14 protein-coding genes are annotated in these 16,703 nt (G+C 70.7%); 12 read left to right on the top strand and 2 right to left on the bottom strand.

Features of this window, described 5'->3' with window-relative positions; translation table 11 throughout:
• Positions 1-64: 64 nt before the first annotated feature.
• The 12 genes from FOF52_RS15040 to FOF52_RS14985 all read left to right on the top strand — a co-directional run bounded on the left by FOF52_RS15040 (position 65) and on the right by FOF52_RS14985 (position 13,150).
• Positions 65-1,012 carry a DMT family transporter gene (locus FOF52_RS15040; RefSeq protein ID WP_248590591.1) on the top strand — a complete coding sequence of 316 codons (948 nt, stop codon included), beginning with the start codon at positions 65-67 and terminating at the stop codon, positions 1,010-1,012.
• Between the two features lie 347 nt (positions 1,013-1,359).
• A complete protein-coding gene (locus tag FOF52_RS15035; protein ID WP_248590590.1) occupies positions 1,360-2,364 on the top strand; it encodes an LLM class flavin-dependent oxidoreductase in 1,005 nt (334 codons plus the stop codon).
• A gap of 248 nt (positions 2,365-2,612) precedes the next feature.
• Positions 2,613-4,238: a class I adenylate-forming enzyme family protein gene (locus FOF52_RS15030; RefSeq protein WP_248590589.1), complete on the top strand. Its 1,626-nt coding sequence runs from the start codon at positions 2,613-2,615 to the stop codon at positions 4,236-4,238.
• Between the two features lie 28 nt (positions 4,239-4,266).
• Positions 4,267-5,439 carry an acyl-CoA dehydrogenase family protein gene (locus FOF52_RS15025; protein ID WP_248590588.1) on the top strand — a complete coding sequence of 391 codons (1,173 nt, stop codon included), beginning with the start codon at positions 4,267-4,269 and terminating at the stop codon, positions 5,437-5,439.
• A gap of 270 nt (positions 5,440-5,709) precedes the next feature.
• Positions 5,710-7,287, top strand: coding sequence for an acyl-CoA carboxylase subunit beta (locus FOF52_RS15020; RefSeq protein WP_248590587.1), 1,578 nt, complete (start codon positions 5,710-5,712; stop codon positions 7,285-7,287).
• A 101-nt stretch (positions 7,288-7,388) separates the two neighbouring features.
• Positions 7,389-7,826 (top strand): FAS1-like dehydratase domain-containing protein, encoded by a 438-nt coding sequence (locus FOF52_RS15015; protein WP_248590586.1) that lies wholly within the window; start codon positions 7,389-7,391, stop codon positions 7,824-7,826.
• Positions 7,827-8,246, top strand: coding sequence for a MaoC family dehydratase (locus FOF52_RS15010; RefSeq protein ID WP_248590585.1), 420 nt, complete (start codon positions 7,827-7,829; stop codon positions 8,244-8,246).
• A 295-nt stretch (positions 8,247-8,541) separates the two neighbouring features.
• Entirely contained in the window at positions 8,542-9,741 is a 1,200-nt protein-coding gene (locus FOF52_RS15005) for an ABC transporter substrate-binding protein (protein WP_248590584.1), read from the top strand.
• Between the two features lie 86 nt (positions 9,742-9,827).
• Positions 9,828-10,718 carry a branched-chain amino acid ABC transporter permease gene (locus FOF52_RS15000; protein ID WP_248590583.1) on the top strand — a complete coding sequence of 297 codons (891 nt, stop codon included), beginning with the start codon at positions 9,828-9,830 and terminating at the stop codon, positions 10,716-10,718.
• On the top strand, positions 10,715-11,650 hold the full coding sequence (locus FOF52_RS14995; protein WP_248590582.1) for a branched-chain amino acid ABC transporter permease: 936 nt from the start codon (positions 10,715-10,717) through the stop codon (positions 11,648-11,650). Before FOF52_RS15000 ends, FOF52_RS14995 begins: the two co-directional genes overlap by 4 nt.
• Positions 11,647-12,438 carry an ABC transporter ATP-binding protein gene (locus FOF52_RS14990; RefSeq protein ID WP_248590581.1) on the top strand — a complete coding sequence of 264 codons (792 nt, stop codon included), beginning with the start codon at positions 11,647-11,649 and terminating at the stop codon, positions 12,436-12,438. Before FOF52_RS14995 ends, FOF52_RS14990 begins: the two co-directional genes overlap by 4 nt.
• A complete protein-coding gene (locus FOF52_RS14985) occupies positions 12,431-13,150 on the top strand; it encodes an ABC transporter ATP-binding protein (RefSeq protein ID WP_248590580.1) in 720 nt (239 codons plus the stop codon). Before FOF52_RS14990 ends, FOF52_RS14985 begins: the two co-directional genes overlap by 8 nt.
• Before the next feature lie 219 nt (positions 13,151-13,369).
• Here the strand turns inward: FOF52_RS14985 and FOF52_RS14980 are convergent, their stop codons facing one another.
• On the bottom strand, positions 13,370-14,545 hold the full coding sequence (locus FOF52_RS14980) for a thiolase family protein (protein ID WP_248590579.1): 1,176 nt from the start codon (positions 14,543-14,545) through the stop codon (positions 13,370-13,372).
• Positions 14,546-14,794: 249 nt separating this feature from the next.
• Positions 14,795-16,579: an acetyl-CoA carboxylase biotin carboxylase subunit gene (accC, locus tag FOF52_RS14975; protein ID WP_248590578.1), complete on the bottom strand. Its 1,785-nt coding sequence runs from the start codon at positions 16,577-16,579 to the stop codon at positions 14,795-14,797.
• Between the last annotated feature and the right edge of the window lie 124 nt (positions 16,580-16,703).

Genomic DNA, 16,703 nt, shown 5'->3' with positions numbered 1-16,703 from the left:
GCTTGTTCCCTGGAAGACTAGTTTAAGTGGACACTATGTCCGATTAGGTTGGCCCGGGAGAGCCATGTACACCGCCTTCCTCGCCGTGGCGCTGCTGGTCGGTTGTCTGCTGGCCGTTCAGGCCTCGATGAACCTCCAGCTCAACAAGGCTGTCGGCACGCCCTACGGGGCGTCGACGATCCAACTGGCGCTCGCAACTGGACTGCTCGCGCTCCTCGCCCTGGTCGTGGGGTCTCTGGGCGCGCTGGGACGCCTGCCCGAAGCCACGGGGTGGCACCTCCTCGGCGGTCTGGCCAGCCCCTTCTACATCACCTGCAGCATCCTGCTGTTTCCGCGTCTGGGCGCGGTGGCCTCCGTCGGACTGTTCGTCACGGGCCAGATGTTCGCCTCGCTCGGCCTCGACCTGTTCGGACTGCTGGGAGTGGAACGCGAGGCGCTCGACGCGGGTATGGTCCTCGGCTCCGTCGCGGTCCTGGCAGGCATCGTCGTCATCATCCGGGCCCAGCGGCGCGCCGCCGTACCCGCCCCGGACACGGCGGAGCCCGGTTTCCGGCTGAGCCGCGTCGGGTGGATCACGCTGGGCTTCCTGGCGGGCGCCGTGCTGCCGGTCCAGGGGGCGGTCAACGCCGGACTGCGGGAGGACCTCGGCGAGCCGCTCGCCGTCGCGCTCGTCAGTTTCACGGTGGCCACCCTCACCATCGCCGTCGTGCTGTTCGTGCTGCGTGCCACCAACCGCACCCCGCGCCCACGGTTCGCTCCGCTCCGAGGCATGCCGTGGTGGGGCTGGCTCGGCGCGGCATGCGCCGCCGGATACGTCACCGGCACCTTCCTGGCCATTCCGGTCATCGGGGCCGCCGTCACAGTCGCCCTCACCGTGCCCGGCCAGCAGCTCACCTCCGCCGCTGTCGACCACTACGGGCTGCTCCGGATGCCCCGACGCCCCATGAACACCCCGCGGATCACCGGTCTGCTCCTGCTGCTCGCCGGATCGCTGGCCATCCAACTGCTCTGAGCTCCGGAAGACGCCGGAGACCGCTCCACTCAGCCGCCGAACAGCCAGGACGGTGGGACGCGCACCACACCTGGGCGGTCGTGCGGAGGCCGCGGAAGTCGGGGAGGCTCCGCGGGAAACGGGGGCGAAGGGGCGGGGCATGCGGATCGCGACCTCACTGTCCGGACGGGGAGGGGAGGACGGTTCCGGTAAGGACGTCGCGCGTGGCCGACAGTGCGGACGGGGCTGGGGAGAACCGTTCCCGGAGCATTGCTTTTCTTCTGACTAGTTAGTAAATTCCAGGTACTCTTCCATCACGTTGTCAGAGGTGGGCGGTGCTCGCTGGTCCACCTCGGTCGGAGGCGGCCATGCGGTTTGGAATCATCCTGCCGATCCAGAGTGTCGGCACACCCCTCGACGTCCTCCTGGATGAACTGCGGGCGGAGGTGGCCGCGGCTGATGCCGCGGGGTTCGACGCCTTCTTCCTCCCCGAGTTCCACTCGGCGCGGGGCGGCGGACTGGTGTCCCCCCAGCTCCTCGGTGCCGCGCTGGTGGAGGGCACCCAGCGCATCCGGGTGGGTCAGGCCGTACTGGCCGGCCCGCTGCACCACCCGGTCCGGGTGGCCGAGGACCTGATCATGCTGAGCTGGCTCACCAAGGGACGCGCCCTCCTCGGTCTGGGGGTCGCCCACCAGGTCCCCGACTTCGCCCTCTACGGGGTGCCGCGGGAGAGCCGGTTCCGCAGACTCGTCCAGATGCTGGACGTGGTGCGTGCGGCGTGGCGCAGCGAACCCTTCGACCTGCACGGATACACCGGTCAAGTGACCCCCGCGCCCTACGGCGACCGCGCGCCGGAGATCTGGATGGGCACCCACGGTCCCCGCGGGCTGAAGCTCGCCGGTGAACAGGCCGACGTCTGGCTCGCCGACCCGCAGCGGCACGTCGACGTCATCGCCAAGCTGGCCGAGCGCTACCGGGAGAGCGCCCGGGCGGCGGGGCGCACCCCGAAGGTCGCCCTGTTCCGGGACGGCTGGATCGGGGACTCGCGCGCCGACTGCGAGAAGACCTGGCTGCCCAGCGCGATGGCGGTGCACCGGCTGTACTTCAACGTCGGCACCTACCTGCGCGAGTTCGAACCCTGGGTGGACGAGGTGCGCGACCGCAGCGACTTCACCCCCGAGCTCGTTGCTCCCGGGCGGTTCCTCTACGGCAGCGGCGCCGACATCCGCGAGGAAGTCAAGCAGTGGGCCGAGATCACCGGGTGCGAGTACATCGCGCTGCGGATGCGGCAGCCGGGCGGCCCCGGACACGAGGCCACGCTGGAGGCGATCGCCCGCTTCGGCGAAGAGGTGATCGCGCCGCTCTCTTCCTGAGCCGACGGGCAGCGCGGCACACGGATCTTTCCGTGTCCCGCATCACATATGACGTTGATAATCAACCGGATGGTTATCTGCTTATCGTGGACCGGCCGAAGGAGAAAGCAGGGGGTCCGGCTGACCTCCGGGACCCGGCGAAAGGGAGCGTTCTGATGGGGCAACCTCAGATCACGCAGGGATGGGGTCAGGAGACAGCGGCAGAAGCAGGCCACGCGGCGGTGGCGCTCGCTGAGGAGATACTCCCCATGGGGCAGCTGCTCCTGCGGGGCGCCCGGAGGTGGCCGGACAAGGAGGCCGTCGTCTTCCCCGACCGCCGCATCACCTACCGCGAGCTCGCCGACCGCGCCTGGAGCATCGCGCGCTCGCTGCGCGGACTGGGCATCCGCCCCCGGCAGCACGTCGGCATCCTCATGACCAACCACCCCGACCTCGTCTCCAGCCTCTTCGGGATCGCGATGATGGGCGGGGTCGTCGTCCCCATCAACGCCCGCTACCGCACGAGCGAACTGAAGTTCCTGGTCAAGGACGCCGATCTGAGCGCGGTCATCACCACCGACTGCGGACCCCGTACCGACTTCGCCCAGCTGCTCAGGGACGGCCTCCCCGGACTCGGCGAGGCCTCCGACCCGGCCCGCCTGGACCTCCCCGACTTCCCGGAGCTGCGGGCGGTGGTCACCCTGGCCGACGGGCCCCAGCCGGGGCTGGTCACCGGGGCCGAGTTCCGCGCCATGGCGGAACGGGCGGACGCCGACGAGCTGGCACGCTCCTGCTCCGGCGTGGCACTGCGGGACCTGATGATGATCCTCTACACCTCGGGGACCACCAGCGAGCCCCGGGGCGCGATGCTGACCCACGAGGCGTTCATCCGCATCTGGATGAGTACCGGGCGCTGCTTCGGGATGACGGAAGAGGACCGCTTCTGGGACCCGCTGCCCCTGTTCCACGTCGCCGCGCTGGGGCCGCTGACCTTCACCCTCGGCCACGGGGGGACCTTCATCACCGACGCCTGGTTCGACGCCGAGCGCTCCCTGAAGCAGATCGAGGAGGAGCGGGCCACCCTGCTGTACCCGACCTATCCGCCGATCATGCAGGCGATGCTCACCCACCCCCGCTTCCCCGAGACCGACCTCAGCTCGGTCAAGGCCTACCTCAACGTCGCCCCGCCCGAGACGCTCAAGCAGTTCCAGAAGTTCGCCCCGCACGCCGTGCAGCTGACCACCTACGGCGCGACCGAGTGCGGCCCGGCGAGCTTCAACCGGGTCACCGACAGCGAGGAACAGCGGCTCTACGGGTGCGGCACGGTCCAGCCCGGGGTGGAGATCCGCGTGGTCGGGCCCGACGGCACGGTGCTCGGCCCCAACGAGCCGGGAGAGCTGCACATCCGCGGCTACAACACCTTCTCCGGCTACTACGGGGACCCCGAGAAGACCGCCGAGGCGGTCCTGGAGGACGGGTGGATCCGCATCGGCGACTACGGGACCGTGAACGAGCACGGCCAGGTCATGTTCCTGGGGCGGATCAAGGAGATGATGAAGGTCGGCGGGGAGAACGTGGCCCCTGCCGAGATCGAGGCCCACATCGGCACCCACCCCGCGGTCAAGCTCGCCCAGGCCATCGGTGTGCCCGACCCCCGTCTGGTCGAGGTGCCGGTCGTCTACGCGGAGCTGCACGACGGCCGGGAGGCCACCGAGGAGGAGCTGATCGAGCACTGCCGGGGCAGGATCGCCTCCTTCAAGGTGCCGCGGGCAGTCCGCTTCGTCAAGGGCGACGAGTGGCCCATGTCCACCACGAAGATCCAGAAGTTCAAACTCCGTGAACGCTTCCTCGCGGAGCAGGCCGAGCAGTCCGCGTCAGTCGGGCGGACACGGTGAACCAGGCAGTGGAAAGAGGGCGAGGACGATGGCTGGTACGGGGCTGAACTTCGAGCTCACCGAGGAGCAGGAGCTGCTCCGCCAGACCGTGCGCGAGTTCGTGGAGCGGGAGTGCCCCAAGTCCGCGGCCCGCGAGTGGGAGGCGGCGGAGGAGTTCCCCTACGAACTGACGCGGCGGATCGCCGAGGCCGGGCTCAACGGCATCGGCATCCCCGAGGAGTACGGCGGCCAGGGCGGTGACCTGATCGACCAGGTGATCGTCTGCGAGGAGCTGTCCCGTTCCCTGGCTGGGCTGGCCTGGGCCTGGGGCGTCACGGTGTGGTCGGGCGCCAAGGCGGTCAGCACCTTCGGCACGGACGAGCAGAAGAGGGCACTGCTGCCCTCGATCGCGAAGGGGGAGACGAGGTTCGCCTTCGCCCTGACCGAACCGGGCGGCGGCACCGACGTGCTGCGCGCCATGCGGACCCGGGCCACCCGGGTCGACGGCGGGTTCGTGCTGAACGGCACCAAGATCTGGTCGACCATGTCGAACACCGCCGACCGGATCATGGTGGTGGCCCGCACCTCCGAAGCGGACAAGCCGTCCCGCGGCCTGACGGCCTTCCTGGTCCGGGGCGGGTCCCCGGGGCTGACGGCCAGGCCCATCCCCAAGCTCGGCATGCGCTCGGTGCAGTCGTGCGAGGTGGCCTTCGAGGACGTGTTCGTCCCCGACGAGGACGTGATCGGCGAGGTGGACAACGGCTGGACACAGATCCTGGCCTCGCTCAACAGCGAGCGGATCATGGTGGCGGCGATGTGTACCGGCATCCTGCAGGGGGTGCTGGAGGACGCCGTGGAGTACGCCAAGCAGCGGCACGCCTTCGGGAAGCCGATCGGCGCGATGCAGGCGATCCAGCACGGTATCGCCGACATCGCGATGAAGCTGGAGACAGCGCGGATGCACACCTACCGCGCGGCCTGGCTGGAGCGCGCCGGGAAGCCGTGCGGCGTGGAGGCGACCATGGCCAAGTGCCTGGCCGCCGAGTACGCCGTGGAAGCGGCCGACTTCGGCATCCAGTTGCTGGGCGGCTACGGCTACTCGATGGAGTACGACATGCAGCGCTACTGGCGTGACGTGCGGCTGCTGCGCATCGGCCCGATCAGCAACGAGATGGCCCGCAACTACATCGGCGAGAGTCTCGGGCTGCCGCGCTCCTTCTAGGCGGCACCGAGTGCGTCCGCCCGGCGCGGACACGGCCCCGACGCCCCCGGAGGGCGACCCAGTCCTCCGGGGGCGTGTTCTGTTCTCCGGGGTGGATGGTGAAAGCGCCGTCCAGAAGGCCCCCTCTTCGTATTTGTCGAGGTAGGAGGGGATTTTTTCGGCTTCTCGGGGTGATCGGCACTTTTTTATTTTACTGACCGTATGGTAAATTCATCGGCATGAGGGCTCCCCCGGAGCCAATGACGCCCGATGCGTAAGGAGGAACGGCCGATGGTTGACGGCGGTGAGTCCACAGCCGAGGTCACGATGCGACAGCGCATCGAGGAGCTGCGGCGGCGGCGCGAGGAGTCGCTGCGGATGGGGGGAGAAGAAGGACTCGCCAAGCACCGCGCCTCCGGTCGGCTGCCGGTGCGCGAGCGCATCGACATGATCCTCGACCCCGGCTCGTTCTTCGAGACGGGCGGCCTGGGCCTGCCCGAGCGGCGGATCCACAAGCCGGTGCCCGGCGACGCCGTGGTCACCGGATTCGGCACGATCGACGGACGCAGGGTCGGCCTGATCGGCATCGACGCCAGCGTCCTGGCCGGGACCACCGCCCCCACCAGCATGCGCAAGCAGGGGCGGGTCATCGAGCAGGCGCAGCGCTACGGCTTCCCCCTCGTGCTGCTGTGCGACGCCGACGGCGGGCGGATGCCCGACGTGATGGGCTGGCGCTTCTCCGGGCTCCCGCTCGACTTCGCGACCTTCCTCGGTCCGCGGGAGACCGAGCCGCCGGTGCCGCGTGCCGCGGCCGTGCTCGGCCCCTCCTACGGCGACTCCGCACTGCACGCTTCCACCGCGGACTTCGTCGTGATGAAGCGCGACAGCTCGCTCGCGCTGTCCGGCCCCTCGGTGGTCGAGGCCGCGCTCGGCGAGGAGATCAGCGACGAGGAGCTGGGCGGACCCGAGGCCGTCCAGGACGTCGGCAACGTGCACATGGTCGTCGAGGACGAGCAGGCGGCCATGGACGCCATCGCCGCGTTCCTGTCCTACCTGCCGTCCAACGCCGCACAGCCCGCCCCCGTGGCTCCCGCGGTCGACCCGGCGGTCCCGCCGAGCGAGCTGGAGAACATCGTCCCGGTCGGCAGCCGTTCCGGCTACGACATGAACGACGTCATCGAGGCGATCGTCGACGCCCAGACCATCTTCCCGTGGGGTGCGGCCTGGGGGGCCAGCGTCATCACCGTGCTCGCCCGGATCGAAGGAAAACCGGTGGGCGTCATCGCCAACCAGCCGATCGTCCGCGCCGGTGCGCTCGACCCGCAGGCCCTGGCCAAGGAACGGGCCTTCGTCGACCTGTGCGACACCTACAACATCCCGCTCCTGTTCCTCCACGACGTGCCCGGACTGATGATCGGCCGGGAGGCCGAGCGCGGCGGCGTGCTGCGCGGCTACGAGTCGCTGGTCTCCCGCATCACCACCGCACGGGTGCCCAAGGTCGGCGTGGTGATCCGCAAGGCCTACGGCGGCGGGCACTTCGCGATGGGGGGCCGTCCCACCCACCCGGATTTCCTGTTCGCCTGGCCTTCGGCGGAACTCGGCTTCATGGCCCCCGAAGCCGGCATCCGCACCGTCTACCGGCGCCGTATGGAGAAGGTCCGCGCCGAGCAGGGCGTGGCCGCCCGCGACGCACTGGTCGAGGAGCTGACCAAGGAGTGGCTGGCCGAGTCCGAGCCGTGGGAGGCCGCCGCGCACCTGTCCCTGGACGACGTGATCGAACCCGCCCAGACCCGGGAGGTGGTGGCCCGGGCCATCGAGATCGCCTGGGGAGGCCGCACCGAGCGGGTGGTGCGGGAGTGGCCGCGGTGACGATCCCGGACGGGAGCCGCCCGCCGGCGGTCCGGGGCCGGCCCCGGACCGCCGGCGGGCGCCCCGCGGTGCGAGGTGGACCCGGTGAGGCGGAGGGGTACGTGGTCGACATCGACGAACTGAGGGAGCGGCTGGTCGGCAAGGAGCTGCCCGGGGGGAGCTTCAGCGTGCCTCCCTACGAGTCGTGGCTCATGTCGGACGTGCTCTGCTCGCCTCCCCTCCCCGAGGGCGTACTGCACCCCACGTACGTCTTCCACGCCGGCATGCGGGGGGTGGGCTTCGACATCGCCTCCCTGCTCGACCTGGTCCACTGCCGCCCGGAGGACGGTCCGATGATCGGTGAGACGGACCTGAGGCAGGTCCGTCCCCTGCGGGTGGGCGAGACCCTGCGGGGGAGTGCACGGGTCGTCGACCTGGTCCGCAAGAGGGGCAGGAGCGGAGTCTTCGACCTCATGCGGGTGGAGACGGCGATCCGCGACGAGCAGGGGGCGGCGGTGGCCTTCCTCACCAACACCTACGTCTTCCCGCGGAGGTCGTGAATGGGCACGGTAGCGCCGGGGTTCCGGATTCCCCCGTGGCGGCTGGAGCGGGTCGAGGCGGCCCGTATGAAGACGATGTCGGCGCTCATGCGCGACCCCAACCCCATCCACTTCGACCCTGAGGCCACGCGGGCGCTGGGCCTGGGGGACCGGGTGGTCAACCAGGGGCCGGCGAACCTCGGGTACATCGTCAACATGCTGCTGGAGTGGGTGGGCGACCCCGCGGCGATACGCCGGGTGCGCGTGCGCTTCGAGGCCAACGTCTTCGCCGGGGACCGGGTGGAGGCCGGCGGGGAGGTCACCGAGGTGCGCGACGACGGCGGGGTCCGGGTCGCCGTCTGCGACGTGTGGCTGCGGCGGGACGACGGGCAGCGGCTGGTGTCCGGGACGGCGGAGGTCGTCGTCGACGAGGTCGGCTGAGCGGACCGGACGTGCTGCCTCACCGGGGCGGTGGACCCGCGGCTCCGCGGGTCCACCGCCCCGGCTGCTTGCGGCCCCGTCCCCGGGCACGCAGGGGAGGCAGGCCGTCGCGCTGCGCTCCAGCGGCGGCTCTACGCCGCCGACCTGCAGCGGAACAGGTGGGTCAATTTGCGAACTTCTCCGGCAGCCCTCTTGAACTGGGATGTGACCCTGGTTGCTGTTTGACCGGTAAGTAAGTGACTGTTCGGCCAACAGGCACCTGACTTGTGGTCTTTCCAACGTGGCCGGAGGGCTGATGAACGCAAACAAGCTGCCGTGGTGGCGTCCGGTATCAGTGGTCGCCGTGGTCGGAGCTCTGCTCGCCGCCAGCGCGTGCGGAAGCGGTGAGGGCGGCGGCGCAGCCGGGCCGGAAAGCGGGGACGGCCCGCCGCCGGTGGTCCGCGTCGTGTCGACCAACCCGGTCACCGGGCCCGCCGCGCAGAACGGTATCGCTGCCGACGAGGGCCACCGCCTCGCCATCAAGGAGATCAACGAGTCCGGATTCCTGGGCGACACCACGATCGAGATGGAGGAGGTCGACACCGCCGGAGACTCGCAGACCGCGGCGAGCGAACTGACCAAGGCGATCACCGACGACAGCGTCTCGGCGGTCTTCGGTGCCGTGCAGAGCGAGTCGGCGGTGGCTCAGGCGCCGATCGCGCAGAACAGCAAGATGCCGATCATCTTCACCCAGGCGGGAAGCGACGGCGTGGTGATCGGCGAGTACACCTTCCGCCTCACCCCCACCATGAACGTCTACTACCCCATCCTCTCCAAGTTCATGAAGGAGCAGGGGTGGAAGACGATGGGCATCCTCTACACCGCCGCCACCCCCAGCCTGGAGATGATCGGCGAGGAGACCCTGCCCGCCATGGCTGAGGAGCTGGGCATCGAGGTCGTCAGCTCCGTCGCCACCCAGGGCAGCACCCAGGACTTCACGGCACCCATCTCGCAGCTGCTCAAGGACGACCCCGACGGTGTCGCCGTCCTTCTCATCGGTGCGGCCAACCCGACGGCCATGACCCAGCTGCGCCAGGCCGGATATGAGGGAGCCGTGCTCGGCAGCGCCGCCGCGGCCTCCGGGGTCCTGGACCCCGCAGGCGAGGACGGCGCCGGAATGGTGTGGCCCGTCGGCTACCACCCCTCCATGGAGTACGAGGCCAGCCGGAAGTTCACCGAGGCCTTCCGCGAGGAGTACGGGGAGGACCCCATGTTCAACTCCGCGGACAGCTACGACGCGGCCTGGTTCTTCGCCAGGGCGCTCAAGCGGGCCAACAGCGCCAACCGCGAGGACATCCAGAAGGCGCTCGACGAGATCGCGGCCGAGCCGTGGACCGGCGCGCTGGGTGAGGACCTCACCTTCACCGACCGCATCCTCGACGTCCCCGGGGTGGTCGTCGAGAAGACCGCCGACGGCGAGAAGCTCCTCTACTACGCGTCCGACGTCGAGGAGTAGGGCCATCATGCGGACACCACGCGGCGGGGACGCCCCGGCGTCCCCCCGCCCCCCTTCCCCATCCCCCCGCGTGGAGAGGAGGGACCATGCTGCAGGACCTTCTGGGTGCTGTGACGCTCGGCTCGATCTACCTGATGTTCGCCCTGGGGATGAGCCTGGCCTGGGGAAGCATCGGCATCCTCAACTTCGCTCACGGATCGATCTTCATGTTCGCCGCGTTCGTGGGCTACCTGGTGCTCGCCCAGTCCCCGCTGTCCCTGACCGCACTCGTTGCGCTGGGCGTCACCGTCGGCGCGCTGCTCTCGGTCCTGGTGCACGTGGTCGCCTTCGAGCAGATCACCAGGTGGGCCAAGGACCACCGGACGGCTGAAATGCAGATCCTCATCGGAGGGATCGGTATCGCGGGTATCCCGCTGGCCCTCGCCCAGTACGAGACCAGGAGCAACCCGTTCGGCTTCACCCAGAGCAGCTTCCAGCCGACCATCCACGTGGTCGGCGACCTCCGCGTCAGTGACCTGCAGGTCCTGATCGTGGTCGCGGCCGCGGTCCTGACCACGGCCATCGCACTGTGGCTGCGCCACTCCCGGCAGGGGCTCGCACTGCGCTCGATCGGTGTGGACGCCGAGGTCGCGTCGATGATGGGCGTGAACCGCAGGAGGTTCGCCATCGCCACCATGGCGGTGGCGGGCGGCCTCGCCGGCCTCGCCGCCGTCCTCTACACCTTCTACGTGGGCGCGCTCACCCCGGAAAGCGGTGAGACGCTCATCATCAAGGCCTTCGCCTGCATCATCCTCGGCGGTGTCGGCAGCACGGCGGGGGTGGCCGTCGGCGCGTTCGCCCTGGCATTCGCGGAGACACTCGTGCTCACGAACTTCGGCGGCCTGTGGGGCGATGCGATCTCGTTCAGCCTGATCTTCGCGGTCCTCCTCCTGCGACCCGCCGGGCTCTTCGGCAAGAAGGCGGTGCGACGCACATGAGCGGCTGGTACGGCGCAAACCTGATCCTGGTCCAGAACACGTTCATCGGGCTGGTCCTGGCACTGAGCATCCAGTTCCCGATGCGGATGGGCGTCTTCTCGTTCACCGGGGCCGGAAGCTACGGGCTCGGCGCCTACCTGGCGGCGATCCTGGTCATCGACCACCGCTTCCCGGCGCTGGCGGCCATCGCCGCGGCCATGGCCGTGTCCCTGGTCGTCAGCGTCCTGCTGGGCCTGCTCGTGCAGCAGCTCGACGGGCTCTACCTCGGTATGGCGACGATCGCGTTCTGCCTCATCGTCTCGGTGGCCGCGACCGCCGGGGGCGACCTGACCGGGGGGCCCACCGGCAGGTTCGGCGCCATCAGCGACTTCACCTCCGGGCACATCTACGTGATCGCGGTCGCCGCGCTGCTCCTGGTCGCCCTGACCGAGTTCGGCCGGGTCGGCCGCCGCATCGAAGCGGTCCGCGAAGACCCCGAACTCGCCGCGGCGGTCGGGATCAACGTCCGCGCCTACCGGCTCGCCGCCTTCGCGGCGAGCGGGCTCCTCGGCGGCTGCGCGGGGGCGATGAACCTGCTGGCCCGTACCACGATCACCCCCGTCGACATCGGCTTCTCGCTGGTGATCCTGGCGCTGACCATGATCATCGTCGGTGGCATCCGGTCGTGGAAGGGCGCGCTCATCGGCGCGGTCGTGTTCACCTGGCTTCCGGAACTGCTCGCCGTGGTCGGCAAGTGGGAGCACGTCGTCTACGGGGCCCTCGTCGCCGCCGCGGCGATCTGGATGCCCGGAGGGCTCTACGGGGTGTGGTCGGACGCCAAGTACCGCTACCGGGTGGGCCGCCGCAAGGCTCCTTCCGGAGCGGACCGCTCCGGCCCGCAGACCGGAGCCCCGGAACTGAGGACGGTCGGAGAGGGTGTGGCGGAGCCATGAGCGCACAGACCACCGAGACGGCCCGGGGCGCGGTCCTGGAGGCCCGCGACGTCGCCGTCCACTTCGGCGGGGTCAAGGCGGTCGACGGACTGACGATACGCCTCACCGAGGGCCGGATCTTCGGGATCATGGGGCCCAACGGGTCGGGGAAGAGCACCCTGCTGGGGGCGATCACCCGCCTCACCCCGCTGACCCGGGGCACCCTGGTCTTCGACGGGGCCGAGTTCCACGACGCACCCCCGTCCCAGGTCGCCCGGATGCGGATCGCCCGCACCTTCCAGACCGTGCGGCTGCTGCCGCACCTGACCGTGCGGCAGAACATCCAGCTCGGCGCCGACGCGCGGCAGGACGCCGGGTCCGCCCTCCCGTGGGCGCGGCGGCCGCGCAGGACCGACACCTCGGAGGCGGTCGACACGGCGATCCGGCGCACCGGGCTGGACGACGTGGCCGATCTGCGGCCGCAGGAGCTGTCGTACGGCACCCAGCGGCGGGTGGAGATCGCCCGTGCGCTGGCGATGGACCCGCGGCTGCTGCTCCTGGACGAGCCGACCGCCGGCATGAACCAGAAGGAGCGTGCCGAGATCTCGCGGCTGCTGCGCGAACTGCGTGCGGAGGGGCTGACCCAGCTCCTCGTCGAGCACGACGTGCAGATGATGGTGGACACCTGCGACCACGTCTTCGCGATGAACTTCGGGGTGCTGATCGCTGAGGGACCGCCCGCCGAGGTCGTGCGCGACCCGCGGGTCCAGGAGGCCTACCTCGGCAAGAAATGGCGGGACCATGCTTGAGATCAAGGACCTCCACGTCAACTACGGCAAGGTCGAAGCGGTCCGGGGGGTCGGCATGTCGGTCGACCCCGGCCGGGTGACCCTCGTCCTGGGGGCGAACGGGGCGGGCAAGACCACGACGCTGCGCGCGGTCACCGGGCTGCACCCGCCGGCCTCCGGGCAGGTGCTCCTCGACGGGGAGCGCCTGGAGCGGCACCCGGCCCACCGCGTGGTGCGCCGCGGAGTCGTCCTCGTGCCCGAGGGGAGGCGGGTCTTCGCCCCCCTCAGCGTGTACGAGAACCTGCTGCTCGGCTCCTACACCGCGGCCAGGAGCACGTTCGCCGAGGGCCTGGAGCAGGTGTACACGATGTTCCCGGTCCTGAAGAAGCGCCGCGACAGCGCGGCCGGGCTGCTCTCCGGCGGAGAGCAGCAGATGCTGGCGTTCGGGCGCGCGTTCCTGGCCCGTCCCCGCTACATGCTGCTGGACGAGCCGTCGATGGGCCTGGCCCCGGCGATGGTCGAGTCGGTGCTGTCCAGTGTGCGGGTGCTCGCCGACGCCGGGATCGGCATCCTCATGGTCGAGCAGAACGCCGAGACCGGCATGGACGTGGCCGACGAGGTCGTCGCCATGGCCCGGGGCGAGGTCGTCTACAGCGGCCCGGTCACCGACGCCCGTTCCAACGCCTCGGTGCTGCGGGCCTTCCTCGGCGAGGCGGCCCTGGTCGAGAACTGAGGCGCGGGGAGCCGCCCCCGCGGTCCTGGAGCGGTCCTGCGCGACGCGGGGCCGACCGGTGGGGAGGATCGCGGGGGCGCTCCCGTCCGCGCAGTCGGCGCTGAGCACACACGTCGGGGCCCGTCCCACGGCCGCGGGACGGGCCCCGACGCGGTGTGAGAGGGAGGGTGCCCGGCGCCGGGGGACCGGGGCGTCCGGTCCCCCGGGTACCCCGTGCGGTCAGATGCGCTGGATCAGCGTGGCGGTGCCGATACCGCCGCCGCAGCACATGGTGACCAGGCCGATCTCCTTGTCGGAGCGCTCCAGTTCGTGCAGCAGGGTGGTGATGAGGCGGGCGCCGGTGGAGCCGAGCGGGTGGCCCAGCGCGATGGCGCCGCCGTTGACGTTGACCCGGTCCATGTCCGGCTTGAGTTCGCGCTGCCAGGCGGCGATGACCGGCGCGAACGCCTCGTTGACCTCGAACAGGTCGATGTCGTCGATGGACATGCCGGAGCGTTCCAGGATCTTGCGGGTGGCGGGGATCGGGCCCTCCAGCATCTTCACCGGGTCGCAGCCGACGGTGGTCTGGTCGAGGATGCGGGCGCGCGGGGTGAGGCCCAGCTCCCGGGCCCGGTTCGCCTCGGCGAGCAGCACGGCCGCCGCGCCGTCGGAGATCTGGGAGCTGTTGCCGGCGGTGATCTTGCCGTCGGGCTTGAACGCGGGCTTCAGCTTGGCGAGCGCCTCCAGCGAGGTCTCGGGGCGGATGCCCTGGTCCTTGGTGACGGTGCCGTGCGGCGTCTCGACGGCGACGATCTCCCGGTCGAAGCGGCCCTCGGTGGTGGCCTGGTGGGCCAGCCGGTGGGAGCGCACGGAGAGTTCGTCCAGTTCGGTGCGGTCGATGTCCCACTGGTCGGCGATCATCTCCGCGCCCAGCCCCTGGCCGACCACGTTGTAGCGGTCCAGGAACTCCTTGGGGTAGGGCGTGCCGAACAGCTTCTGGGTCTCGGTGCCGACGGAGAAGGGGACGTGGCTCATGCTCTCCACCCCGGCGCCGATGGCGATGTCGGCGACGCTGGAGGCGATCTGCGCGGCGGCGAAGTTCACGCCCTGCTGGGCGGATCCGCACTGGCGGTCCACGGTGGTGGCCGGGGTCTCGATCGGCAGTCCGGCCTGGAGCCAGGCCGTGCGGCCGATGTTGAAGGACTGCTCGGCGATCTGCTGCACGCAGCCGGCGACCACGTCGTCGACGAGGGCGGCGTCGATACCCGCGCGGTTGATCACCTCGCGGTAGACCGTGCCCAGCAGTTCGTTGGGGTGCAGGTCGCGGAAGTCTCCTTTCTCGCGGTGTCCGCGTGCGATCGGGGTGCGCACGGCCTCCACGATCACGACCTCACGGCCGCTCATCATGCCCATCATGGCCTCCTGTGGATCAAACGGTTGGTCGCTGGTGTGTGCCCGGCCGCGTCGCGGCGGGGCGGGGTGGGTCGGTGGGCGGCGCGCGGTCGCAGGGCCTCCCGTCGCCGCCCTCGGGTGCGGGCGTCCTGAATGTACTTTACGGTAAGTAAAATTGGCGGGTGTGTCCGGCCGGATCGGCGCAGACGGGCCGTCCGGTGCGGGCCGTGCGCCCCGCGCCGGACGGCCGGAGGAGACGCGCGGCCCGGGGGGCTACCGGGCGGCGTCCTCGATCCGGGCCAGCACCGCGCCCGACTCCACGGCGTCGCCGGCGGAGAAGCCGATGTGGGTGATGGTTCCCGCGCGGCGGGCGACCACGGGGGTCTCCATCTTCATCGCCTCCACGACGGCGACGAGGTCGCCGGGGGAGACGGTGTCGCCGACCTCGACCGCGTACTTGATCACGGTGCCCTGCATGGGGGCGCGCAGCTCCGGGGAGTCCGCACCGCCGCCCGCTCCGCCCCCGGCGCGGCCGGAGCGCCTGCGCCCGCTCCGGGAGGCGGTTGCGGTCCCGTTCTCCACGGGGGCGCCGTAGACCGTGATGAGGGTGGGCACGCCGTTGAGGAGCAGTTCGACCTCGCGGCTCCGCAGCGCGGGCGCGGCGGGGGCCGCGGCGGCGGGCTCCGCGGCCTCGGGGCGCTCCGGCAGCTCGGACAGGTCCCACTCGGCCTCCACCGACGTGGTGGCGTGGGTCCCGGCCGCGAACTGCTCGTGCTCCATGGCCAGGGCGTGGAACGGCAGCGTGGACTCGATCCCGGTGAGGACCGTCTCGTCGAGCGCCCGCCGCATGCGCCTGCGGGCCGTGTCGCGGTCCTCGCCCCACACGATCAGCTTGCCGACCATCGAGTCGTACTCGCGCGGCACCTCGTACCCGGACTCGGCGCCCGTGTCCAGGCGCACCCACGGCCCCTGCGGGGCGCGCAGCACGTCGATGCGGCCCGGCGTGGGCAGGAAGCCGGCCGACGGGTCCTCGGCGTTGATGCGCACCTCGATCGCGTGCCCCCGCGGGCGCACGTCGTCCTGGGTGAGCCCCATGCCGTCCCCCGCGGCGATCCGCAGCTGCTGGTGGACCAGGTCCACGCCGGTGACCATTTCGGTGACCGGGTGCTCGACCTGGAGCCGGGTGTTCATCTCCAGGAAGTAGAACGTCTCGCCGTCGGCGTCCAGCAGGAACTCGCAGGTCCCGGCGTTGTGGTAGCCCATCTTCCGGGCGAGGCGGACCGCGGCCTGCGCCATCTGCTCGCGCACGTGGGGCGCCAGTCCCGGTGCGGGCGCCTCCTCCACCAGCTTCTGGTGCCGCCGCTGCAGCGAGCAGTCGCGTTCACCGAGGTGGATGACGGTGCCGTCGAGGTCGCCGAGGATCTGGACCTCGATGTGGCGGGGGCGCTCCAGGTAGCGCTCCAGGTAGCAGGCACCGTTGCCGAAAGCGGCGGCGGCCTCGCGCTGCGCCGCCTCCAGGGCCTCGCGCATCTGTTCGGCGGACCGGACCACCTTCAGACCGCGTCCGCCGCCGCCGAACATGGCCTTCACCGCCACGGGGTAGCCGTGCTCCTCGCCGAAGGCGAGCGCGGTCCCGACATCGGTCACCGCCTCCGGAGTCCCGGGGACGACCGGCACGTCGGCGGCGATCGCGGCCTGGCGGGCGGTCAGCTTGTCACCCATGCTCTCGATCGCTTCGGGGGACGGGCCGACGAAGACGAGTCCGGCGTCGGCCACGGCACGGGCGAACTCGGCGTTCTCGGAGAGGAAGCCGTAGCCGGGGTGGATCGCGTCCACACCGGCGGCCAGGGCGATGTCGATGATCCGGTCGGTGCGCAGGTAGCTCTCCGCGGCCGGGGCGGGGCCCAGCAGGTGCGCCTCGTCGGCCAGCCGGACGTGCGGGGCCGCACGGTCGGCCTCGCTGTAGACGGCGACCGAACGTATGCCGAGCTCCTTGCAGGCACGGATGACACGGACGGCGATCTCGCCGCGGTTGGCGATCAGGACGGCATCGAACATGGGTGTCCCTACTCGTGAGTACGGACCGGCGGGCCGGTCGGGTGCGGATCAGCGTTGTCCGGGCGGAGCCCATCACCGACGGTTGCACCGACCATATCATTCGACTTACCATTTAGTAAGTAAA

Source organism: Thermobifida alba, from assembly GCF_023208015.1.
Classification (GTDB): Bacteria; Actinomycetota; Actinomycetes; order Streptosporangiales; family Streptosporangiaceae; genus Thermobifida; species Thermobifida alba.
This window is presented reverse-complemented; position numbering and strand designations above follow the sequence as displayed.